Source organism: Permianibacter aggregans (genome assembly GCF_009756665.1).
Taxonomy (GTDB): domain Bacteria; phylum Pseudomonadota; class Gammaproteobacteria; order Enterobacterales; family Permianibacteraceae; genus Permianibacter; species Permianibacter aggregans.
Genome location: NZ_CP037953.1, coordinates 3,176,701 through 3,198,181 on the forward strand (window position 1 = coordinate 3,176,701; position 21,481 = coordinate 3,198,181).

35 protein-coding genes are annotated in these 21,481 nt (G+C 52.5%); 5 read left to right on the forward strand and 30 right to left on the reverse strand.

Features of this window, described 5'->3' with window-relative positions; genetic code table 11:
- Positions 1-54: 54 nt before the first annotated feature.
- The 19 genes from E2H98_RS14245 to E2H98_RS14335 form a co-directional block, all read right to left on the reverse strand.
- Positions 55-462: a RidA family protein gene (locus E2H98_RS14245; RefSeq protein WP_133590354.1), complete on the reverse strand. Its 408-nt coding sequence runs from the start codon at positions 460-462 to the stop codon at positions 55-57.
- 234 nt (positions 463-696) lie between these two features.
- Positions 697-1,080 (reverse strand): phosphopantetheine adenylyltransferase, encoded by a 384-nt coding sequence (locus E2H98_RS14250; RefSeq protein WP_133590352.1) that lies wholly within the window; start codon positions 1,078-1,080, stop codon positions 697-699.
- Positions 1,081-1,139: 59 nt separating this feature from the next.
- A complete protein-coding gene (locus E2H98_RS14255) occupies positions 1,140-1,553 on the reverse strand; it encodes a DUF1801 domain-containing protein (protein WP_133590350.1) in 414 nt (137 codons plus the stop codon).
- 36 nt (positions 1,554-1,589) lie between these two features.
- Entirely contained in the window at positions 1,590-2,057 is a 468-nt protein-coding gene (locus E2H98_RS14260) for a nuclear transport factor 2 family protein (RefSeq protein ID WP_157591391.1), read from the reverse strand.
- 498 nt (positions 2,058-2,555) lie between these two features.
- Positions 2,556-2,897 (reverse strand): YciI family protein, encoded by a 342-nt coding sequence (locus tag E2H98_RS14265; RefSeq protein ID WP_133590346.1) that lies wholly within the window; start codon positions 2,895-2,897, stop codon positions 2,556-2,558.
- Between the two features lie 133 nt (positions 2,898-3,030).
- Positions 3,031-3,492, reverse strand: coding sequence for a VOC family protein (locus E2H98_RS14270; RefSeq protein ID WP_133590344.1), 462 nt, complete (start codon positions 3,490-3,492; stop codon positions 3,031-3,033).
- 437 nt (positions 3,493-3,929) lie between these two features.
- Positions 3,930-4,316: a GNAT family N-acetyltransferase gene (locus tag E2H98_RS14275; protein WP_232475420.1), complete on the reverse strand. Its 387-nt coding sequence runs from the start codon at positions 4,314-4,316 to the stop codon at positions 3,930-3,932.
- A gap of 144 nt (positions 4,317-4,460) precedes the next feature.
- A complete protein-coding gene (locus tag E2H98_RS14280) occupies positions 4,461-5,153 on the reverse strand; it encodes an aspartate/glutamate racemase family protein (RefSeq protein ID WP_133590340.1) in 693 nt (230 codons plus the stop codon).
- A gap of 19 nt (positions 5,154-5,172) precedes the next feature.
- Complete coding sequence (locus E2H98_RS14285; protein ID WP_133590338.1) at positions 5,173-5,499, reverse strand: DMT family transporter; 327 nt, start codon at positions 5,497-5,499, stop codon at positions 5,173-5,175.
- Positions 5,500-5,658: 159 nt separating this feature from the next.
- On the reverse strand, positions 5,659-5,910 hold the full coding sequence (locus E2H98_RS14290) for a GlsB/YeaQ/YmgE family stress response membrane protein (protein WP_133590336.1): 252 nt from the start codon (positions 5,908-5,910) through the stop codon (positions 5,659-5,661).
- A gap of 139 nt (positions 5,911-6,049) precedes the next feature.
- On the reverse strand, positions 6,050-6,370 hold the full coding sequence (locus E2H98_RS14295; protein ID WP_133590334.1) for a cupin domain-containing protein: 321 nt from the start codon (positions 6,368-6,370) through the stop codon (positions 6,050-6,052).
- A 110-nt stretch (positions 6,371-6,480) separates the two neighbouring features.
- Positions 6,481-6,849, reverse strand: coding sequence for a glyoxalase superfamily protein (locus E2H98_RS14300; protein ID WP_133590332.1), 369 nt, complete (start codon positions 6,847-6,849; stop codon positions 6,481-6,483).
- 32 nt (positions 6,850-6,881) lie between these two features.
- Complete coding sequence (locus E2H98_RS14305) at positions 6,882-7,283, reverse strand: VOC family protein (protein ID WP_133590330.1); 402 nt, start codon at positions 7,281-7,283, stop codon at positions 6,882-6,884.
- Between the two features lie 15 nt (positions 7,284-7,298).
- On the reverse strand, positions 7,299-7,697 hold the full coding sequence (locus E2H98_RS14310; RefSeq protein WP_133590328.1) for a VOC family protein: 399 nt from the start codon (positions 7,695-7,697) through the stop codon (positions 7,299-7,301).
- A gap of 23 nt (positions 7,698-7,720) precedes the next feature.
- A complete protein-coding gene (locus E2H98_RS14315) occupies positions 7,721-8,137 on the reverse strand; it encodes a cupin domain-containing protein (RefSeq protein ID WP_198325136.1) in 417 nt (138 codons plus the stop codon).
- Positions 8,138-8,303: 166 nt separating this feature from the next.
- Positions 8,304-8,819 carry a GFA family protein gene (locus E2H98_RS14320; protein ID WP_133590321.1) on the reverse strand — a complete coding sequence of 172 codons (516 nt, stop codon included), beginning with the start codon at positions 8,817-8,819 and terminating at the stop codon, positions 8,304-8,306.
- A 63-nt stretch (positions 8,820-8,882) separates the two neighbouring features.
- Positions 8,883-9,572, reverse strand: coding sequence for an aspartate/glutamate racemase family protein (locus tag E2H98_RS14325; RefSeq protein ID WP_133590319.1), 690 nt, complete (start codon positions 9,570-9,572; stop codon positions 8,883-8,885).
- Between the two features lie 23 nt (positions 9,573-9,595).
- Positions 9,596-9,892 carry a putative quinol monooxygenase gene (locus E2H98_RS14330; RefSeq protein WP_133590317.1) on the reverse strand — a complete coding sequence of 99 codons (297 nt, stop codon included), beginning with the start codon at positions 9,890-9,892 and terminating at the stop codon, positions 9,596-9,598.
- A 24-nt stretch (positions 9,893-9,916) separates the two neighbouring features.
- On the reverse strand, positions 9,917-10,342 hold the full coding sequence (locus E2H98_RS14335) for a DoxX family protein (RefSeq protein ID WP_198325137.1): 426 nt from the start codon (positions 10,340-10,342) through the stop codon (positions 9,917-9,919).
- Between the two features lie 171 nt (positions 10,343-10,513).
- On the opposite strand from E2H98_RS14335, the gene E2H98_RS14340 reads away from it, so the two are divergent.
- A complete protein-coding gene (locus E2H98_RS14340) occupies positions 10,514-11,032 on the forward strand; it encodes a hypothetical protein (RefSeq protein ID WP_133590315.1) in 519 nt (172 codons plus the stop codon).
- A 121-nt stretch (positions 11,033-11,153) separates the two neighbouring features.
- Here E2H98_RS14340 and E2H98_RS14345 read toward each other — a convergent pair whose 3' ends face one another.
- The 6 genes from E2H98_RS14345 to E2H98_RS14370 form a co-directional block, all read right to left on the reverse strand.
- Positions 11,154-11,561, reverse strand: coding sequence for a DUF3052 family protein (locus tag E2H98_RS14345; RefSeq protein ID WP_133590313.1), 408 nt, complete (start codon positions 11,559-11,561; stop codon positions 11,154-11,156).
- Between the two features lie 4 nt (positions 11,562-11,565).
- Positions 11,566-12,024 carry a GNAT family N-acetyltransferase gene (locus tag E2H98_RS14350; protein WP_133590311.1) on the reverse strand — a complete coding sequence of 153 codons (459 nt, stop codon included), beginning with the start codon at positions 12,022-12,024 and terminating at the stop codon, positions 11,566-11,568.
- A gap of 42 nt (positions 12,025-12,066) precedes the next feature.
- Positions 12,067-12,426 (reverse strand): DUF7079 family protein, encoded by a 360-nt coding sequence (locus E2H98_RS14355; protein WP_133590309.1) that lies wholly within the window; start codon positions 12,424-12,426, stop codon positions 12,067-12,069.
- A gap of 15 nt (positions 12,427-12,441) precedes the next feature.
- Positions 12,442-12,801 (reverse strand): hypothetical protein, encoded by a 360-nt coding sequence (locus E2H98_RS14360; RefSeq protein WP_133590308.1) that lies wholly within the window; start codon positions 12,799-12,801, stop codon positions 12,442-12,444.
- Between the two features lie 34 nt (positions 12,802-12,835).
- Positions 12,836-13,159, reverse strand: a complete 324-nt coding sequence (locus E2H98_RS14365) for a hypothetical protein (protein ID WP_133590306.1) — start codon at positions 13,157-13,159, stop codon at positions 12,836-12,838.
- Between the two features lie 476 nt (positions 13,160-13,635).
- On the reverse strand, positions 13,636-14,112 hold the full coding sequence (locus tag E2H98_RS14370; RefSeq protein ID WP_133590304.1) for a helix-turn-helix domain-containing protein: 477 nt from the start codon (positions 14,110-14,112) through the stop codon (positions 13,636-13,638).
- Positions 14,113-14,186: 74 nt separating this feature from the next.
- Between E2H98_RS14370 and E2H98_RS14375 the strand changes: the two genes are divergently transcribed.
- On the forward strand, positions 14,187-14,681 hold the full coding sequence (locus E2H98_RS14375) for a DUF2938 domain-containing protein (RefSeq protein ID WP_133590302.1): 495 nt from the start codon (positions 14,187-14,189) through the stop codon (positions 14,679-14,681).
- A gap of 93 nt (positions 14,682-14,774) precedes the next feature.
- Here E2H98_RS14375 and E2H98_RS14380 read toward each other — a convergent pair whose 3' ends face one another.
- Entirely contained in the window at positions 14,775-15,215 is a 441-nt protein-coding gene (locus tag E2H98_RS14380) for a sodium:calcium antiporter (RefSeq protein ID WP_133590300.1), read from the reverse strand.
- A 147-nt stretch (positions 15,216-15,362) separates the two neighbouring features.
- Here E2H98_RS14380 and E2H98_RS14385 point away from each other — a divergent pair, with 147 nt between their 5' ends.
- Entirely contained in the window at positions 15,363-15,968 is a 606-nt protein-coding gene (locus E2H98_RS14385) for a LysE family translocator (RefSeq protein WP_232475421.1), read from the forward strand.
- A gap of 30 nt (positions 15,969-15,998) precedes the next feature.
- On the opposite strand, the gene E2H98_RS14390 is transcribed toward E2H98_RS14385, so the two are convergent.
- Together E2H98_RS14390 and E2H98_RS14395 are read right to left on the reverse strand one after the other, a co-directional pair.
- Positions 15,999-16,553, reverse strand: coding sequence for a tetratricopeptide repeat protein (locus tag E2H98_RS14390; protein WP_157591393.1), 555 nt, complete (start codon positions 16,551-16,553; stop codon positions 15,999-16,001).
- A gap of 602 nt (positions 16,554-17,155) precedes the next feature.
- Positions 17,156-18,553: a plasmid pRiA4b ORF-3 family protein gene (locus E2H98_RS14395; RefSeq protein ID WP_162848170.1), complete on the reverse strand. Its 1,398-nt coding sequence runs from the start codon at positions 18,551-18,553 to the stop codon at positions 17,156-17,158.
- Positions 18,554-18,713: 160 nt separating this feature from the next.
- On the opposite strand from E2H98_RS14395, the gene E2H98_RS14400 reads away from it, so the two are divergent.
- Positions 18,714-19,490 carry a substrate-binding periplasmic protein gene (locus E2H98_RS14400; RefSeq protein ID WP_157591394.1) on the forward strand — a complete coding sequence of 259 codons (777 nt, stop codon included), beginning with the start codon at positions 18,714-18,716 and terminating at the stop codon, positions 19,488-19,490.
- 60 nt (positions 19,491-19,550) lie between these two features.
- Here the strand turns inward: E2H98_RS14400 and E2H98_RS14405 are convergent, their stop codons facing one another.
- Together E2H98_RS14405 and E2H98_RS14410 are read right to left on the reverse strand one after the other, a co-directional pair.
- A complete protein-coding gene (locus E2H98_RS14405; protein WP_133590290.1) occupies positions 19,551-20,612 on the reverse strand; it encodes a trypsin-like serine protease in 1,062 nt (353 codons plus the stop codon).
- Positions 20,613-20,911: 299 nt separating this feature from the next.
- Entirely contained in the window at positions 20,912-21,130 is a 219-nt protein-coding gene (locus tag E2H98_RS14410) for a DUF2909 domain-containing protein (protein WP_198325138.1), read from the reverse strand.
- A gap of 99 nt (positions 21,131-21,229) precedes the next feature.
- On the opposite strand from E2H98_RS14410, the gene E2H98_RS14415 reads away from it, so the two are divergent.
- Entirely contained in the window at positions 21,230-21,412 is a 183-nt protein-coding gene (locus tag E2H98_RS14415; protein WP_133590288.1) for a hypothetical protein, read from the forward strand.
- The last annotated feature ends 69 nt before the right edge of the window (positions 21,413-21,481 follow it).

Sequence of the window (21,481 nt, forward strand, 5' to 3'; positions counted from 1 at the left end):
GAGAAAACGGCTCCTTATGGAGCCGTTTTTCTTGAAGGCAATGATCGGAAGAAATTAATTGGGTAGCCGCACAACCAGCTCCATTTCCACCTGCAAGTCGGGCGCTGCTAATGCCGCTACGCCAACACCTGTGACACAAGGCTGCGCGCCATCAAATGTCGCGAGGAATTCTGGCATTAACTGCTCCAGGCGCTCAGGAGTCAGATCAACCATGTAAACACGCGCCAGCACCACATCTTCCGGCTTGGCGCCAATTGCCTCCAGCGCCGAACGCGCATTCTTGGCAACCAGCTTCATCTGTTCGGTCAAATCGCTAGGCACCGGCTCGCCATTTGCCTGCCAGGCCACGTGACCAGAGATATAAGCCATACGACCCGGCTCAACGATGGATATTTGCGAGTATCCCATTTCACGGCTATTCGGCAGCGTTGCGGGATTTACGCGAGTAATGGATTTGGACATTTCGGTTCCTGTATATCAGATAGTGTGCAATCGGATATGCGGACACGTTTGATATATTTCAATCCACGTGATTCCTCATTATCCGTAGGGCGGGTCATGACCCGCCGCCCTTTTCTGTTATCGTGAACGAAAACCCGCGTTACGGCGCGCCCTACGCCAACCTCCTTACGCGTGTTATTTCTCAGCACGTCATGCAGCGAAGTTCTCACATGCCTGATGTGAGGGCACGTTTATCTAGTTACGAATTGTCTTCTTTATACGCAGAAGTGCAACGGTCACAAGTGTCAATGATGCGATCGTATCCACCATTACGATGTTCTGAATCTTGGTTCCGAACTCGTTGCTGATAACCGCCAGTACAATGAAGCCAAGCATACTGACCAGGCCAACAATGATAGCGGTTGGTTGCAAATGGCGTCGGAACGCAGCGGTGAGAATGATGCCACCAACAATACCGAACAATAGCGCACGATGGCGCATAAGAATCAACAGATCGCCTTCAGGTGCGGCAATACCATAAGCATCAGCCAGGATACTGGCAGAAAGCACGCCGACGACCGGTAAAACATTCACCAAGCCGACCGCGATCAACAAGACGAAGATGGTGCGCTCCAGCACTAGAACTCCCTTGTTATAGCATTTTATCTACGTGGTTCCCTTATATGCGTACGCGATCTCTAACCATAGCGCCGCTTTACCGCTTCAATCGACTGAATTACCAGCTTTTCGAGCACAGAGAAATCCAAGTCAGCAAGCTGCTTAAAGTAAAGACAAGATTTGGTCATCCGATGTTTGCCGAGTGTCGAAAGCGAGGTTGTTGCTTGTTCCTCACAATCCAGATACACCACCAACTCTCGACCACGAATGGCAAAGCCGGCGAGTGGTGCTTCGCCCGTTCGGCCGCTTTCATAGGTATATCGGTATGCGCCGTAGCCAACAATACTAGGGCCCCACATTCTAGGCGGCTGCTTTGTGAGCTTCTTGAATAGCGCCATCAGCTGTCGGCAGTCCGCTGCCTGCTGCTCGTTGGCACGTGAGGCGATGTAGGCTTCCACACTTTCCTCAGTCGGTTTTGTTTTGTTCTCGGCCATAGCGAGATTCCTTAGGTTTACCTTGTCGGTCGTGCATCACTTGCTAGCCTGCTCTACGACACTGGCTTGGCGAGCCAGGAATCGCCAAGCGCCATGCTCAAAAATGAAAACGTTAGTGAACCGGCGTGCGAGCGCCCTGTTGCCAAACTTCTCTCCTAAAGCACTATTGGCGCTAGGCTGAACCATCTCGCTACCCATCACGATTCCAATGTTGCCGGTAATGGCCGTTCCCTCTATCGTTCTCTCAAAATGTTCACTGGCCATTTTCCCGGCTGCAAGCATCTCCACCAATACCGGTTTTCTTAGCACGCGATTTGAGGGGCCGTTGAGAATATAGTTGTCATGCATAAAAGTATTCTGTGCTGTCGCATCACCCTCGACGATGATACGCATTTGTTCAGCATCGGCTGCACGTAGTGATGCCTCTGAAATCTCCGAGGTGAAACATGGGAATGAACCGAACAGCATGGACAGCGAAAGCCACAACTTTATGAAACCAGACATAGAATCCTCCATCACGATGGAAGCTTCACAGAGCGTTACAGCCAGAAGGCTCGGCGGAGTTTTGAGGTAAGTGATTGGTGCGAATATGCGCGCCGAGCCAAACAAAAGCAAGCGTTTGCCGGGGATAGGATGTTGGCTATGGTTTGGGTTCGATGGTGCTCTGAATTCGGTTAAACAGCAAATAGGATATCCTTGTAGCGGCCGCAAAGCTTACAAGATAGATAAGAACAAGCGGAGCTGATAAAGCTACGTACTTTTCATGATGCTCAAGACTATCGCATTCTCCGGTTGCTTCATTCATCGAACTGCCCATATCAAAACAGGCGTCAATAATCATGAACCGATGAAGTAAGTACACTGCAAGGATTCCCAACACTAGACTTAATGTAACCGAGATGATTTTGCCGCGGATGTTTTTTCTCACACTACACCTATAAAATTTCTCGCCGGGAACTGGCGCCGGCGAGAGGGGGAGTTTGGTATATCAGCCACACACCCTCAAGATTCAGGATCGAACATAATCTCGCGAACTTCCTGTGCGCAACGACATGCCGCCGCAATCCTGGCGGCCCACATTAGTGCCTCCTGACGCGAGGCCACCTCAATGATCGAGAATCCGCCAATAACCGGTTTCGTCTCGGGTTTTGGCCCAGCCGTCGTGGTGCCGTCTGTCGAAACTATTGTCGCTTGCTGGCGTTGAACGCCGGCACCAAAAATCCAGACGCCTGCCGCTTTCGCCTCGTGAACGACTCTGTGTGATTCTTCACTCACGATTGGTAAATCTTCACCAGGAATATGGTCCATTGAGCCGTCATCAAATGAAATCAGGTAGCGAGGCATCGAATCGTTCCGTCTTGTGGTTTTATGTCAACATTTGGCCACGTCGAGAATTCTGCGCGAGTAAACTGGGCGCCGTCGGAGCGAGAGCTTTATCGAGTGGCCTTAACTTGGCTATTTGATTCGACGAGCATGACTACGCCTCGTTGTAGGCTTTCTCAAGCGCAGCCACGTCGAGCTTCACCATCTTCATCATGGCTTCCATCACTGCTTTTACCTTTTTGGGGTCTTTATCACTGATGAGCTCAGTAAATCGCCTCGGGACAATTTGCCAAGAAAGCCCAAAAGGGTCTTTGATCCAACCGCAAGCCGTAGGCGTCGCTCCTGCCTTCACGAGCTTGTCCCAATATTCATCCACTTCATCCTGATTCGCGCAGTCCACATAAAGCGAGACGCCCTCAGAAAAGCTGAAGTAGGAGCCGCCGTTGTAGCCCATGAAAGCTTGGCCGCCCACGACAAACTCGGCGGAGCTGATGGGACCGTCCGTACCCGTGCGGGCAACTTTGCGAACTTCGGAATTTGGAAACGTCTTGGTGTAAAACTCGATAGCCGCTTCGAGCTGGTCGTTGAACATCAGGAATGGAGTTACCTTGTTCATCAGATTACGTCCTTTGTGAGGGTAATGAGCTTTACCGCAAAACGCCGCGTTGAGCGGTCGATGGCCGACATCTTTACCGCCCTCTGTCTGTTGGTTGTTTTTTCAACAGAGGCGACAACTATCCTGACACAGGGGGCTTCTCTCCAGCTAAGAGCCATTATGTGGCTCCCCATTGTAAATAGGATTGCAAACGAGTGATCCGGGCTCCCTATGTTTTCGGCATCAAGGTACCAGATTAAACTGCACGATACGCCTTTAATCCTGAAAGGAAAGGTTTGATTTGAATGTTAGCGCCATTGGACTGGATTTTGCGAAAAATGTCATCAGCGTTCATAGGGTAAATGAGCAATCGAAGGTGATGTAAAAAAAGGTGAGTTGTAGTGGTCCAATGATGCCGGACAAAGATTTAATGAGATCACCACACTCCAAAGTCTTATTCAGCGCGCTTGGTAAACATCCGGTTGCCAGCATTCCATAAATGTTTCCGGCTTATTCAAGGCGGTATAGCCGAACTGGCGGTAGAGCCCGTGGGCATCGCGGGTGGCTAGCACCGAGCGGCGCAGGCCTTGTAGGTCTGGGTGTTCGGTGAGGGTTTGCATTAGCCATTTGCTTAAGCCTTTGCCTCGATAGGCATCGAGAATGAATACGTCGGCGAGGTAGGCAAAGGTGGCGCGGTCGGTGATCATTCTTGCGAAGCCGACTTGCTCGCCGCTATCGGTAAACACGCCAAAGCACAGTGAGTTTTGCAAAGCGCGTTGCAGGGTGGCGAGGGGAATGTCTTTGGCCCAGTAACTTTGACTCAAATAGCCGTGGATGACGGCCATATCCATTTCTTCTAGTTTGCTGCTGATTCGGAAACCGGGAACCACGATTCACCTACAATTGTGCGTTGAGCTGCGCGATAGTTTATCGCTTTGCCGGGCAAGGCTGGCGGTGAGACGCAGCAAACGATTGTCACGAGTTGTTTCTTAACGGCGTAGTGCCGCCTCGACGGTGTACTCGGCGTGAATCCGGGTGGTATCGAAGCTTGGAACCGGGCAGTCTTTAGCACTCAGCAACAAGCCGATCTCTGTGCAGCCAAAAATAATGCCTTCGGCGCCTTGTTCGATCAACTGGACCACGACTTGCTGAAAGCGTTGTCGCGATGCCTCGACAATTTGGCCTTTGCATAGCTCTTCGTAAATCACGCGGTGAATGTCGTTACGCGCATCGGCGTCCGGCACGATGACGTGCAAGCCATGCTGTTGCAACCGGCCGCGATAAAAGTCCTGTTCCATTGTGAAGCGAGTGCCGAGCAAGCCGATGGTTTGCAGGCCGGCAGCTTTGATGCGTTCGGCGGTGGCGTCGGCGATATGCAGTAATGGTATGGGTAAGCCTTCGGCGACTTGGTCAGCAACCTTATGCATGGTGTTGGTGCCAATGACCAATAACTCGGCGCCAGCGGCTACCAGTTTCTCGGCGATGTCCCGCAACTGCTGACCAGCGGTTTGCCAGTCGCCAGTGCGTTGCAGTTGCTCGATTTCCGCAAAGTCGACGCTGTACAGAATGATTTTCGCTGAGTGCAGGCCGCCGAGTGTTTCGCGAACCAGTTCATTCAGGTAGCGGTAATACGGTAACGTTGACTCCCAGCTCATGCCGCCAATCAGACCAATGGTTTTCACGGATGCTTCCTGTGCTCGCTTAATCTAAAGCCTGGCCCAAATTTACCCCAATCATCCCAATGATGATCAAGACGATACTGGCAATTTTTATGACATTCACTGTTTCCTGAAAATACCACATGCCGATAGTAGCGACGGCAGCCGTGCCCACCGCCGACCACACGGCATAAACGACACTGACTTCAATGCGCTTGATCGCAAATGTCAGCGCAACGAACGACGCCGAATAGAACACGAATATCAGGATGGAAGGCCACAATCGAGTGAAGCCATAAGAGAGTTTCATTGAAATGGTGCCGGCGATTTCCAGCAGGATCGCGCAACCAAGAGTGAGCCAGGCTTGCATCGGTAATCCTCCAGGTTGGTGGGAACAGCGAAGATGGCACGACAGGATAGAAGGGCCGCTTGAGTTTGCGCGTCGATTAGGTTTCGCGATGACGAAATCGCGGCTGTGGGGTAGTTACGACTTTCAGCAAGAAAAGTGGCGGCTGTGCAAGCCCTGAGCTCAAACTTTTTTCAACAGACTAATGATATACAGCAGCGCCGCGGCGCCAATCGTCGCCATGACAATCGCGCCGAGCAATCCGCCGGTGGTGATGCCCAAAAGCCCAAACAGAAAACCGCCAAGCACGGCGCCGATCACGCCAATGACGATATTGCCAATAATACCAAAGCCCCGGCCTTTTACCATCAAGCCGGCCAGCCAGCCGGCAATCGCACCAACCAACAGAAAGATCAGAAGATTGATGATGTCCATGGTAACTCCCTGAAACGTTGATCTCTGAATCAACCATAGTTCAGTACGTCAGGAAGTGGGGCGTGACAGGCTGAGATAAGAACCATCCATTGGTTAAAGACCGGTGCTTATAGCCACACGGAAAATCATCTCAGCGATTTCAATTTGTTTTGTCGGCGACAAACCAGAACTCGATCTCGTCGGTTTCCAACTCAAAGCGGGCCGCATGCTCGGCGCCGGCTGGTACGTGATACCAGTCACCAACACCGAAATGCTGGGTGTCGCCATTCATCATCAGAATCAACTCACCGCGAATAATCACACCGTAGTTGTCGGTGTCATGCCGATGCGCAGGAATGGACGTGCCGGCTGGGTAGGAAGCGAACAACACTTCAGCGCCGGAGGCTTGCAGACGGTAAGCATCGAACCGGCCATCGTAGGGTTCGAGTTGACGAATGCGATCAGGATATTTTCCTGCCATGACTATCTCCTTGAGAAATTTATTGCTGAATAAGATGTCTGTTGGTTAATGCCGCACGAAATCAAAACGCAATGCTGGTGTATAGCATCATTGCCTGAACGCTTGGAGCTTTACTCGTCGATGAGTTCGGTAAACGTCAGGCGGTTGCCGAAGGGGTCGGTCACTGTCATATCACGCGAACCCCATGGCATTTCCTGTACGCCAGGTCTGGCGTGTTTGTGTCGTTTGGCAATGAGCTCTTTTTGCAACGCGTCGATGTCTTCCGTCGCTATGCGTAAGGACGCACCTGGACTGCAATCACCGTGGTGGCCACTCAAATGCAAACGGCAGTCGTCACGCGAAACCTGCATGTACAACGGCAAGTCAGGCTCAAAACGGTGCTCCCAATCGATACGGAAGCCAAGAAAATCGACGTAAAACGATATCGCGACGGCTTCATCGAAAATTCGGAGTATTGGTGTGACGTGGTGTAAGTTCATCTTGATGGCCTTGGTTGGGTTCTATGGCTTATTTAGCGGACTGAGTTGGTGTGTTGACGCGCATAGCTTTTGGTCAGTATTTCCCAAACGTGTCCGTCTGGTTCGTTCCAATAGAGCAAACGGCCACCACCATGATGGTTTACCTGCCGATCGGTAACGCCGTGCGGCGTACTTCGGAACGCGATATTTTCAGCCTGGAGTCGTTGCAACATGGCATCGAAAGTGTCATCGGAAACGTGAAAGCGGTAGTGCATTACCGGTATCGGTTCCGGCCACTGGTCGAAGTCCAGTGTCAGGGAATCGCTGACGTACACGGCCGTAAACGGCCCGATATTCGCATCGCCCCATGGTACGCCGAGAATCGTCGCCAAGCGCTGGGCGGATACTCGGCGATCGCGAGCGGGAACGATCACATGATCCAGCGATATCAACATGGCGATTTCCGTTTTTCAAGACTCAGGCTGGTGGCAAACCGCCTCAATATTATTGCCATCCTGGTCCAACAGAAATGCGCCGAAATAATGCTCGTGATACATCGGTCGCAATCCCGGTGCGCCGTTGTCTTTGCCTCCGTTTTCCAGGCCGCGCTCGTGAAACTGCGCAACCATTGAGCGATTCGTGGCTGCGAACTCGATATGCCTTGGCGTGTAGGGCGTTTTGACCTCGATGATCCAAAACGCCGGCTTACCGGATGGGCCGAACGCGCACATGTGTTGCGTCGGGAATTCCTTATTCCATTCCGCAACAAATTCCATCTGCAAGCCATAACCCAGCACACTGAGCACTTCTGTGTAAAAGCGTTTGGTGGCGGAGTAATCAGTAACGTAAGTGCTCAGGTGATCAAACATGGTCGCTCCTTTTTTATTTCCTCTCATGCTTCCCCAAGCGGATGGTCCTTGAACCATTGCACGATGTCGGGCATGTGTTGTTCAAATCCGCCGGGCGTGGTGATGTTCAGTGCGCCGGCTCGGCGGTCGCTACGATTCTCAAAATCATGCACGACACCACCCGGCACCAAAATGAATGAGCCTTGCGGTGCGTCGAGCCATTGCTCATCCATCAAAAAGCTCATGACGCCTTCAATAACAAAAAAGATATCGTCTTCCGGATGCGAGTGAGCACCAGGGCCTTTGCTGTGCGGGTCCAGCCACCATTCGGAAATGGAATACTGCTGCGCTGTTTCGGCCAAGTCAGCTTTGAACACCGCCTGCATGCTGCCCATTGAGTAGAATCGCCCTTGGCCTGGCGCCAGAAAAATGCCCTGACGGGGCGGAGTTGGTTTGCTCATTAATGCACCTCAATCCATGTAGAAGCCATGTCAAAAATGCCTGGAGCTCGACGAGTTGCGCGAATGCGGTGCTCGGCATCCTCATTTACTATCTGTAAACTCCGGTTCCTGCGCTCCTATTCGCGTACCTCGCCATCGCCCAGACTATTTTTGAGATGGCTTCGAGTTAAGCCGGTTGCCGCAGTGCGGCGCGGTAGGCATCAATTCTCGGCCGCAGTTCTTGATAGCGCGCCAAACTCTCGGCTGGCCAATGGATTTTGCGGTCATAATATTCTTCGCAAATCGGAGCGCTAGTTTTCAATTCAATCCATGGCTGTTTAGATGCGGTGAAAATATGAATATCCGGCGGCAGCAAATCCGGATTATCGAGTGTGCCGACGCGCACAAACTTCACCAACGGCCCATTGCCGGCATAGTGGCTCCAAATGGCAATGCGACAATTGGGGCAGCGGGCGATTTGCTGGCCGAGACCGCTATTGGATGGTGTGTTGACCAGCTCCGGTTCCGCGCCGATATGGATAACACGATCCGATTCGATCATCGCGTTCAGCGCAAACGAGGCACCCGTTTCGCGCTGGCACCAGCGGCAATGACAGCAGTGGACAAACAGCGGACTCGATAGCAGCCGATAACGCAGCGTTCGACAATCACAACCGCCTTCAATCGGGTATTGCACAGCCATGGAAATCACTCCTGCGCTAAATGTTTTGATGGAAGTGGGATGGGGGCACGAAGACGACAACACTCAGCTTAATGCGTAACGCAACGCGGCTCGCGCCAGCAAGCGTGTCGAGTCCAGTGCCGGCAATGGCGAATTGCGATCGTTGATCACCAGTGGCAGCTCCGTGCAACCGAGCACGACGCTATCACAGCCTTGCTCTTTCAGCGTTCGGATAACGGTAACAAGGTATTCCGTGCTTTCGTTTTTGCAGCCACCGTACACTAGTTCATCCATGATGATGTTGCCAACGCGGTTTTGCTGCACAGGCGCTGGGCGCAGCCATTGCAAACCATTGGCGGCCAGCTTTTCCGGGTAAACGTCGCTGGCGACCAACCAATGCGTGCCCAGAATGCCCACTTTGCGATAACTGCGCACTTTCGCCTCTTGCGCGACCACCTCAGCGATATGCAGCCATGGCAGCGGCGAGCGAGGCAGCACAAATGACATTGCCTGATGAATGGTGTTGTCCGGGCAAATCAGGAATTCGGCACCGGCAGCCGCCAGTTTGCTGGCAGAACTCAGCATCAGTACGCCAACGCCTTCAATGTCGTTGCGTGTCAGGCAGTCGACATAGGCAGACAACGATGGCGTATGCATCGAAATTTCAGGGTGAGCATGATCACCGAGCTGCAAGCTACCTTCGGCACAAATGGTGCGATAGCAGAGCGCGGCGCCTTCTGCGGAGCAGGCGACAATGCCGATATGTTTGCTCATCAATGGTTCTCACTTCCCTGCGATTATTTCGGCAGGCCGTGGCCGCCAATGACTTTTGTTTCTTTGTGTTCACCAAAGCTGGCGATCATCGGCATGGCTCTTTCAATGGCTTTCTTCACCGCCGGAATCGCCAGCGAGGCTTTGTGTGCTTCAGCGCTATCCCACACTTCGGTAATCCAGATGTTGTCTTCATCATTCGGGTCTTCCGCCACGACATAGCTGCGGCAGCCGGGCATTTCGCCGACGTCGTCCAACAACAACGCAATTAGCTCGCTGCGCTTGCCTTTGGCGGCTTTGAAACTGCCAATCAATCCGTACATGGGGTTTCTCCTTTTACGATGAAGTTATTGAGTAGCTGAAGGCTTTACATGCTGCAGACCAACACACAGCAAGCAGGTGACAAGCAGCACGCTGTATTCGGCGCCATTGCGGCCAAGACCGACGACAAACCAGCCGGCTGGTGCATGCACCAACACAATGCCGGCGATATAGATCAACGAGTAAATGATTGTCAGCGGCAACACCCATCGACGAATCAGCAGTAACAGCGAACCCGCAATTTCAATGGCGGTAATCGCGACAGCAATCGGTAAGCCAAATGGTATGCCCTGGCTATCGAGCCAGCCACCAAATGGGATAACACCGCCAGCGACAAAGCGCGCCCAACCATGTGCGGCAATAAACAGCGCCAACAAGATACGTAAAATATTCCAGGCAAGTAGTGAACGGCTTTCAGCCGAGTGGAACGAGGCGGGGAGCGGCAGTTGCATTGCGGTTGCGTATCCATCTGCATGCGTTTGACATGCATCATCCTGCTAAAAAACCGGTCGCGCAAGACTTTGTCGTTATCAGTGTGTCATTCGCGCGGCATTGGAGTAGCGTGTAGCGCGTGCCCCGGTTGTTTGAGGGAGTAAGCGTTCACCAGCTAGGGAGATGAGATCATGAACGTGCCCGACATACTGAACCGATTGCTACTATCTATCGCATCAAGCGCCTTGTTGCTGACCAGTTGTGGTGAAGAAGCGAAGCAAACGCCACCACCCGAAGCAGACCCAACCGTCAGCTTCATCTGCACCGCCACCCGTAACGTCAGCTACAACTCTGCCAAATGCCAGCGCGAAACCGCCGACGGCATGGTTGACTGTGAAATCGCGCCATCGAACTGTGCGCGCGATGAAACCAAGCGGGCGATATTCTGCGACAAGCTATCCGTTTGCCGAACCTATGACGATGCCAAGTGCGAGAACGCTGAGTACGGTTTTGACAGTAGCTGTCAGGATCTCGCGACCAGTCGTGATGCTTGTCTAAACGATTGGAAAACCCAGTGCGAAGCGATTCGTTTGCCCGACGGCACACCTGCCGGCTGCATGGCCACCTGGAACGAATCACCGTGCGAAACCAAAAAAGGCCAAGGCGCAGCAGTACAGTGCAAAGAAGCCTGCGGTGACGTGTTGCCGTGAGCAAAGCTATCTGGTAAGTGCAAATTCATTCGCACAACAACCCCAAAACACGCCTCACAACCAAACACGCCAAGATCACCCCGACTCACCACATCTTCCGCCACGGGAGATGTGGTGCTCGTTACTTCCGATTCTCCTTCCGAATCACCAATTTCAATCCTGACCAGGTTTCATCAATGGCGCAAACCTTCACATCGACCAACCCCAATGGCAACGCGACACCGCGAATCCGATCCTCGGTAACATCGGTAACCACGCCGGAGGCTTTCTTCGGCCAACAAACCCATATCATGCCAGCGGGCTTGATGTATGCCGGCAACGTATCCAATGCAGCCACTAATTCGCTTAAGTGAGCAACAAAAACTTGTGCAATATCCAACTCTTTTGCCAACCGTTTTAGCGGTGTCACGTTCTCAGGGAGCGGAGCAAGCAGCAGATCATAATCAGCGGGAGCATTACGCAGGTACAGCTTGCAACCGGCTTTGATACCGAGCTTGCCCGCCAGCGGCTTTCCTGAATAACCTGCCATGTCATTACCTCAAGCGCATTTTGGTGGCATAAGCTTGAAAGCCACATGCCGTAAAGAACTGCGCCGCGGAGGTATTGAATGCCCAGACATCGAGCTCAATGTCCTGAATGCCTTGGCTTGTGCACACCGTTCGCAAGTGCTCAATGAGTTTTCTGCCGACACCCGCTTTTCGGTTCGAGGCCGCTACACCAATCTGTTGCAAATAACAATATCGTCGAGGCTTGAGGAACTTGTTGCCTTTAACATCGATGTACTCGACGATCAGATAGCCAAGCACTGCACCGGCGTCCGTCGCGACCAAAATTCGATGCCCACCGAGTTGAGCGCGCAGCGCGTCAAACGCGTCGGAAAAACTGATTACCTGATAGCGATCAGGATATGCTTTTACATGGGCTTCCTGCGTTTGCACGGCTAGTCTTGCAATGGCATAAAGCTGCTCTTCTTTGGCTTCCTGGATTTGCATTGCACCACCCCCAGATGAGTCATGCCTCGATTCGATTTCTTCTTAGCTATTTCGTTGTTGTTCAATCATCGCTTTCAATTTGTGCCAGTGGCAGTGGGTGTACCATCGCAACAACAGTGGCTTGCGCTTGCCGAAGCGGTGTTTCTTCAGCACTCTGTTCTTTAACCATTCCCGCTCAAAGCCGGTCCACTCTGGCGCCGGGAATAAAAACATATTGAATCGCACGGCTGGCAGAACCTCATTGAACAATATCGCCTCCAGCTCCGCAATGGTGTAGGACGAAGCGGCACAAATCCGCGTTATGCTCTCGTACTCAAACGTGACATCGGTATCCATAAAAAGCATCTGCAACGCATCCCATACCGGCAGCCGCTGCTCCAAATCCTGTTCCGGTTCAAGCATTTTCAGGTAATGCGCTCAAGATATCGCCCAGGCGACACACAAACCGCCAGAGGCAAACAACACAACCCAAGCCAAATGGCGTCCACGGGTAAACAGCAGAGGTAAAAAACCAGAGGCCAGTAAGGTAATGCCGAGCGTGAGCGTTAGTGCTTTGGCATCGGCCGGACCTGTCAATTGCACCAACAAGGCGGCAATACCAAATGCCAGCACCGTCGTCAGGTGCCAGGCAAAGCGCAAGGTATTGCGGGTGAACTCCACACCGCCGAACAACGGCGGCAATTCCCGGCGGAACAGCCGAATAAGAATATAGCGCTCTCCGAGAATGGAGTGAGCGAGTCCAATCAACACAACTAGAGCGGCGGCGACATACAGCATGGTGCAGGTTCTCCTGGCAAAATGAAACGTATGCTTAATCGAATTTTTCAGTCCAAGGCTCGTCACGTTCGTCACGATACCAGTGTCGCCAGCCATAGCGATAAGCATTCTGAATATAAGGCCCACGCAGGATTTGCGCATTGCTGCCGCTTGCCGCATCCGTGCCCAATAAATACACCGCACCAGCCCACGAACGCACCAGCTCCGACGGCGTTCTCGCCAACTCCTTGTCCACGAGAGCCGCTGCCTGCTCGACTGCGTCAGCACGGACCAAGAAACAGGTGTCTGGCCCACTGGAGCCGCCGGTCAGCGGATCATCAGAATCATTGCCCCAACGGATAACTTCATACAGTTGCATTTTTAACCGCCTCATTCAAACGTAAACTAAGGTTTCCGTAAAGCTGGTTACCATAGCCACTCCACTTTTAATCGTCTACGCATCGCTTTGCCTTCATCGCTGAGGGGGCGTGATAAAAAGTGAGTTCTGGAATCGATATATAAGTCAATCAAGCTTTCTTAAGCGGTGCAGTCAGGTAAGCCAAAACCAGTATTAACGTAATCGCCAGCGTACCTGAAAGCACCAGCTCATGAATTGTGACGTCCAGTGCTCTAGATATAATTCTGCCAATCGAAGATGCCAAAACACCTCCGGTTAGTATCGAAATAACCAAGTTGATTCGACTATGTTCTTCAATCCGGGAGCTGCAATGAGGGCAAACGATCTCCGGGTGCAGGGCAAACTTTAAGTGTGACCAGCTCAGTCGAAAGAAGGGCAAACTCTCAAGGCAATAAGGACAAACTTTTATTAGAGCCATTCTCATTCGTTCCTCATCGCTAGCTCTTTGGAGCGCGATTTTTTCGGAGCGTGGCACGGGCAACTTGCTTGCTTTGATTTTTCACATTTGCTCGCTTTCCAGCTACGTGAGCTGAGGCTGCCTTCAGTAGCCGCTGAAACGTAGGACACTCAAAATGGCTGGGAGCAGGGCAGGCCGCAGCGTGCAAAAGCCCATCGCGCATGGCGCTGAGTTTCCGAATCGTTCTTTCCAGTTCTTCGGCTTTATTGTTCAGCAACTTTCGGTCAATCTTCGGTCGTTTACCGGGTGCGAACATGCCGGCGATTTCTTCCAGCGTAAAACCGGCGGAGCGGGCGAGGGCAATCAAGGCCAAGCGATCCAGAATCTCCGGGTCGAAGGTGCGGCGTAAGCCGCGCCGGCCAACCGAGACAATCAATCCTTTTTCTTCATAGAACCGCAACGCGGAGGCCGACACACCCGAGCGCTGCGCCACCTCCGAGATATCCAGATCACGCATTTCGCTTGACCTCAAGTTGACTTGAAGTGGCACTCTAACGCTTACACCGGTAGCGGACAAGCATCGGAGCCACGATGGAAACCTTGATCAGCATTGTTTTAATAGGCGCAGGCGCGACGATAGTGACCGACATCTGGAGCATCATTCGCCAGCGGCTATTCTCCGTGCCGCCTCCGAACTTTGGTTTTGTCGGGCGATGGATGGCCTATTGCATTCGCGGCCATTTTCACCACGACGCTATCGCCAAAGCAGCACCGATCAAAGGCGAGCTTTTCATTGGTTGGTTCGCTCACTATGTGATTGGCATTGCTTTCGCGGCGATGTTGGTAGCGATCTGGGGTGTCGAATGGATACGACAACCGACCTTGGCTCCGGCACTGCTCGTCAGTGTCGCGACGGTGAGCGCGCCATTCCTGATTATGCAGCCGTGTATGGGGGCTGGTATTGCGGCGAGTCGTTTGCCCAATCCTGGCGTTGCTCGTTTGCATAGCCTGATTACCCATGCTGTTTTTGGTGTGGGGCTTTTTGTCGCGGCGCTTTTGGCAAAACACCTGCTGCCGGTTTGGTAGCCGGAGATGTCAGAAAATTTCTCTTTGGCAGTTACTCATCCAAATCAACCTGTAGTGCAAGTGTTGAGACCAAAGATTGAATCGCTTTCAAAGTTATTGAGGCCGAAGAATAAAAAGATAAATTCCATACAGGCCAAGTAGAAAGGCGCCTTCCACTCTGTGCAGGAAACGCCCGGTGTAGAGCAGTGGCAGCAAGAGCACCGTGAATATAATCATCATCCAATAATCCATCATGGAAATTCCCGGCGCGTAAAGGGGCGAGACGATGGAGCCCGCGCCCCAAATTCCCAGGACATTGAAAACGTTCGAGCCGACCACATTGCCTATCGCTATGTCCGACTGCTTTCGAACGGCGGCAACGACAGAGGTTGCCAACTCCGGCATACTGGTTCCGGCGGCGACGATGGTGAGGCCTGTGACGGCTTCGCTCACTCCCAATGATTTCGCGAGGATAACGGCGTGTTCAACCAGCAGATTTGAGCCAAGCACGAGCACGCCAAGCCCAACCAGAACAGGCGTTCCCAAGAAGCGCAAATAATGTAAGGCGAAACGACCAAGAGAATTTCATGGTCCTTTGGCAATTAAAACGGCTATCGATTTATTTTACTCACCGATACACTGGGCCAAGCGTGTGCCGCGAAGCTGGGGGATAAGCTCGTGTTGGGAACGCAAGATTCATTGATGTTTGTCATTGCTGGCTCGCTTCTGAACATGACGCCTGGGGCGGATACGCTGTATGTCGTTTCGCGCTCGGCCGCACAAGGCGTTCGCGCCGGTATCGTTGCGGCGCTGGGGATTGGTGCCGGTTGCCTGGTGCATATTGTCGCCGCCGCGGTCGGTGTTTCGGCAATACTGGCGGCTTCGGCGACAGCGTTTTTCATCGTCAAGTTGGTTGGGGCGGCGTACTTGCTGTACCTCGGCATTTCAATGTTATTCAGCCGGCAGCGCAGCGACGTAGAACAACCAACGCTGGCGCGGGCGTCGATGAAAAAAATCTTCCAACAAGGGTTCTTCACCAACGCTTTGAATCCCAAGGTGGCTTTGTTCTTTCTGGCCTTCTTACCCCAGTTCATTGCTCCTGGCGCCGAACAGAAATGGCTAGGCATGCTGTTTCTAGGTTTGCTATTCAATGTCAACGGTACGATATGGAACGTGTTGGTGGCTTGGTCCGCTGCTCAGGTTTCCGGGCGGATGAAGGCCTCGCCATCGGTGGGTCTGTGGCTGAACCGTTGTTGCGGAGGATTGTTTATCTATTTCGGTATTAAGCTGGTGCAAAGCGAAAACTGAGCGGCATTCAACTTGTACGATTAGCGGAGCCTACCCGTATCTAGCTGACGCTTGCGATGATCGTTCAAACATCTCGTTAAATCGATCGTCATCGAACAGTGCGTTGTACAAGAACTCAGAGTCCATTACATCGATATCCATTGCGCCATGCTGGGCGGCAAGTTCGAGCGCGGTGTAAACCTCGTCCATTTTTTGTAGACGATAAGCCATTTCCGCTTGCTGGATATAGAGATACTTCATCAGTTCCGGATCTTGTTCTGTTGCCAGCGTCAGCGCTTTTTGAATTTGCTCACTGGCGGAAGCATACTGCTCCAAGCCAATATCGGTTTTGATGAGATTCAAGCAGATGCCAAGATTGTCTGGCTCAAGTTCCTGAACCTTTCGATAATTCTCGGCGGCCTCATCGAAACGTTGAGTGGCGAACAAGGCATCGCCTTGCAACAAATAAAACTGAAAGTTTCGCTCGCAAAATTCGGGGTACGACGCTTGCAGCGTACTTAGCCCCTCCAACACGTCCAAGTATCGGTTTTCCTCCATTGCCTTCAGGATAGCGGTGCGCAGTTCATCTCGAACAATTTTTTCCATGGTCATATTTCCTTTATCGCGGTGCCTCACTCAGGCACTAATGCTTGGCGCAATGTAGTTCTGCTGTGTAGGGATGTTACTTAAGTGTGCTCGCCGAGTCGCTTGCTGATTTGGCAAATTCTGCTTGTACCTCGGTTCCTGGTGGCTCGGTCTTCGGCAACTTCCATCATGTACTTGACGCCGGGCAGAGGGATCAATGATGAGATGTATTATCGAACAACATTCGGGTGTGGTGTCGTGCCTCGCTTTGTGGGCCAAGGATAGTTGGAAACTGGCATGAAAAAATGATTGTTGTTGGCGTTGTTAGCTTACGCGGGCTACAAGTTTAGGCAGGGCTATCGGGCCAAAGCCGATTTGAAGCCTTTGATGGATGCGCCCTACGTCATTAAAGTATGCCACTTTTTTCTTTCCTTTTGCTCTTTGCCTTTGCTTTCCGATTATTTCCATTGCGATGCAGTCTTTGAGTGATGTCGGTTCGCGGTAAATGGTGCTTAGCGCCGGTGACTCAGTGCGCCGGGGTAAACTTAGCAACTCGTTACCGTAAGCGACTAAACCATCAACCTGCATGGAGATTTCTGACGTAACGCTAGTGGTGTGCCCCGTTACTTTTTCCGTTTGCGTTGCGCCTTGCGGGCTTTTTTCTGTTGTCTACGTTTGTTTTTTTTCCCGGCTTTGCGGGGCTTGCCGGTTGTATCTGGCAACGGTGCAAAATCGGGAAAACCCGATACGTATCCAAGACTGTCCAATTCCTGCTGGCAGGCGCTCAGGTCAAAGGCCTCGGGATCGAAATCTTCGCCGAACCAGTCCTGCATGTCTTGATGGAGTTCGTGTTCCGGGTCGGCCAGAATCTGGAGTTTTTCTTGGTAGCCCCAAGGCCCGCCGCAGTCTTCCGGTGGGCAGGCGCGGCCGCCATCGAGGCAAACCGGATCGAATAATGTGTCGTCCGCGTGATCGTCGACCGCTTCAAGCGTGATGGTGTGTCTCCAGTCGTCGCCGAAATCATAGTGATAATGCAGTATGTCTCCCGGTTGCTGTAACACCTCGCTCAGTGAGACCAGGCTGTCGTCTTTGCTGATCCGGCCGGCTGCCGGTCGAACGAGTTCGGGCTCGGGAACGAAGATATTGCCATGTCGGTCAGTGAATTGATAAGTGTGCGCAAACTCCCAGCCCATCACCGCCTGAATAATCGCGTGCAATTCTTCCAAGGTGGTCCAACAGGAAAGCGTTAGCTGTCGCCAAATCGGCGGCGCGATGTTATCCAGGGCAATATGTATTTGATAACGTTTGTCGTCCAGCTCGGTGGTGTCTTGCGGAGTCGGGTGCCAGTCGATGAAACGAGGTTTGGGAGTTTGGCGCTCGGCCAACAGCCCGAGCTCGATTTGCACTTCTTCCCAATCGCCGAGCAATGACCAATCGACGCGGTTGGCGTCGAAGGCCGCGGCCATTAATGACGCCTGCTCTACGGCCTTCAACCGCACCAAGCTGATAATCAACATGGCGTTGTACACCGGGTCGTTGTCGGTAAAGGCTTGTAAGGATTTGGCGATGGCTGTCACACAGGCGTCGCGGCGGTCCGGATGATTGGTGGCGATATGGGTAAGCGCCTCGGCCATCGCGGCCCGCGCGAAGATGTCGCCTTGGCCACTGCAGAGCTTGTGCTCAATTGGCAACAACGCCTCCGCGCCAAACGTGGAAAGCACGTTGGGCAGGTCACCGATCAGCCAATCACAGTCGCTGGTTTGATTGGTATCGGCCAATGCCAGTAAGGCCGGAATCGCGGCCGGTTCGCGCAATTGCGCCAATGCGCGCCAGGCATGAATGCTGGCGTAACCTTCAAACTCGTCCAACGTTTCGTCGTCATAGCTGGCTTGCAGCGCAAGCGCGGTCAGTGCCGGTACGTCGCTGGCATCGAGGCCAATGGAGCGGTAATCGAACCAGTTTGGCTGTTCCAGTGTTTTGCGGCCCAGGCGTTTCAGTTGGGCAATGGCGGAATGGGGCATGGGGGGCATCCGTTGCTTTTTCTTGGACGATAATCATCGAAGTGGTTGCAGAGCATAATGGAATCGATGCGCTGATGATATGCCGCGTCATGAATTCGCCGCACCCGTCCGCCCAAAAACCTCTACACTGAAGTGTGACGGGTTAGCTGTGGTTAACGACATGACGGACTTTTTCCGGCCTCTGTTTACGGCATTGACGCTTACATGTTGGTTGTCATGGTCGTTTGCCGCCGAGACCAATGTCGACGTGGTTACGGAGTTGTCGGCGCCATTGCAATTTGAGGAGAACGGTCGGATTGTCGGGGTGGCCACGGAAATTGTTCGCGAACTGTTCGCGCGAACCGATTGGCAGCCAGAAATCAAAATGTTGCCGTGGGCGCGGGCCTATCAAAACGCGTTGGCACGACCAAACGTGGCCATTTACTCGATTGCGCGCACGCCTGAGCGTGAAGAACATTTTGAATGGATTGGGCCGATCGTGCCGATTCAGTTCGGCATCTACCGTTTACGATCCAGAAATGATATCAGCGTGACTTCACTAGCCGATCTGCGTCGTTACACGATTGGCGTGGTGCAAGGGGATGTTCGCCATCTGTATCTGCAAAAGCAAGGTATGCAGGATTTTCCGGAAGGCAATCTCAATACTGTTTCATCACAGGAGCTGAACTACCGAAAACTGTTTGCTGGCCGCATTGATTTGATTGTCATGGGCTCGATGACTTGCGTGACCAAACGCATAGATTGCGAGCAGTTAACTTTGGTGCATACGTTGGACGAGCTATCGGAAGGACTGTATCTGGCACTGCGCAAAGGCAGCGATTCAACGCTGGTGGCGTCGCTGCAAAGCGCGTTCTCAACCATGTATAAAGACGGGAAATTGCTGGCATTGCAAAAGCCATTGGTTGATTTAACTCAACACGCCAATGTGCTGAAGTGATGAGCAATCTTTCGTAAATAAAAAAGGCCGACATTGTCGGCCTTTTTCGTTTCTGAGCAATCAGGCAGCGCGACGGCGCAGGCCCATTGCCAGCAGACCGATACCGAACAGGGCCAGCGGAGCTGGAACCGGAACGGAGTTGGCGACGATCCACTGATAGTGCCAAGCCACCGATGTATCGGCCATGCCTTCACCCCAAGAGGAGTTCAAGCCACCGCCGTAATCGAAGTAGGTTTCGCCGAAGCTGAAGCCATAGGAGGTGACCGCAGCCAGCATGCCGTTAACCAGCAGCGTGCCACCTGAGTCGCCACCGGCAGAGCCCACTTCCATTCCGGTTGCGCCATGGACATAAAAGTCTGTGCCGGCGAACAGGTTGAACAACTGACCCCACAGGTCGTTGTCGCCAATACCATCACCATCGGTGTCGTTCGGGCCGTCAAAGTCGGAGGTCAGTACGGCACCGCCGCCACAGTTCCAGCCAACCATGTAGCACAGCTCAGCGTTGCCGCCGTCGAAGAAGTTGGTGCCGAATACGCGATTCAGGTTTTCACCATCGGCCGCTACACCACCGTAAACATCACCAACATCGCCCCAGCCAAAACCGCCGTAACCAATGCGCAGGTATTCCTGACCAACGGCATCGCCGGTGTACAGCTGATAACGCTCGGCCCATTGCGGAGCTGCAGTGCTCAGCTCGACGATAGCGATGTCATCGCCGTTGCCGCTGTAGTCGAAAGTCCAGCCTGGGTGAATGGCTACGCTGCGGAAATTGATGTCTTCATGACCTTCCGGACCATCGAACTGAATGGAGAAACCATTGTAGTTCGGGAATGCGTTGCCAGCGTCATCAGTCAAGCAGTGCGCGGCGGTCAGGATGTGACGACCGGATGGCAGCAGACTGCCTGAGCAAAAACGGTTACCGCTGTATTGCAGTTGAACGGTGCCAGTGAACAGGTTGTTGCCCAGGTCGATGTAAGGAATGGCTCCAGCAATACCGCTTGAAGACGGTTCGCCAACGACCACCAGTGGGCGATGCTCAGCAACATCGGCATCAATCATCGAAGCTTGAGCGACCGCGCTCAGGCTGAACAGCGCCGCCATGGCGATTTTGGTTTTCAACATTACTACTACTCCTTGCGATGTTTTTATCGTGGGGATTTTTCCACCGGCAAGGTTTTAGCAATGTACAGGCCAGATTGCTAACTAACTGAAATGGTTATAAAAAACATGTATCAACATGTACAAGCGGTATTGTGTGTAAAAAAAATGGACGCAGCCTGCGATGACAGCGTAAAAATTCCTGAATGAGTCTGTTTATGGTTTGTACAGTCTTCGCGTTTTCCGCTGATGGCGTAAGTCGGTCATTAACCTTGTTTTCGCGTTGCTAGTCTAAGGCCAGTAATACGCTGGTTAATTGGTATTTAGCCGCCGACGCCATGCGGCACCAGAATGCCAAGCCTAATAGAAAGAACAATGACCAGAATGAGCAACGCTGCAATACCAACGCGCCAGGCCAGCGAGTTGGCCAAGCGTTTGCTGCCGGGCTTATCGTGATCCTTGGTCAGAAAAAACAGACCGCGGAACAGCGCGATCAACATGCCGATCAGCAATAGCACTAAAACGATTTTGGCAATGAGCATTGGGAAAACCTGTATGGAAGTTTCTGCTCATTGTAAGGGCTCCGAGTTCGCTGGTGCCAATTTCTCAACCCGGCTGTCGCAAACTGGCCGGAAAGATTGTTGTTTCCAGTCACTCTGCACCAAGCTGGCTACAATTTTGTCGTTGCCGAAGTTGACGATGCCGCCACTTACGTAAAGCGTCAACTTGCTTTACAACAAAAAGAAATAACTTATGCCAATCTGAGGTTTCTCGGTGAGTTTATGTATCTTTATGTAGGTTTTTATGCCTTGAAGAGAAAGTAAGTACTCGCATTGTCGGAAAGTTTTACGAAGCAGCGTGAATTTTTACCAATGCTGCGGCGTTTGAGTCAG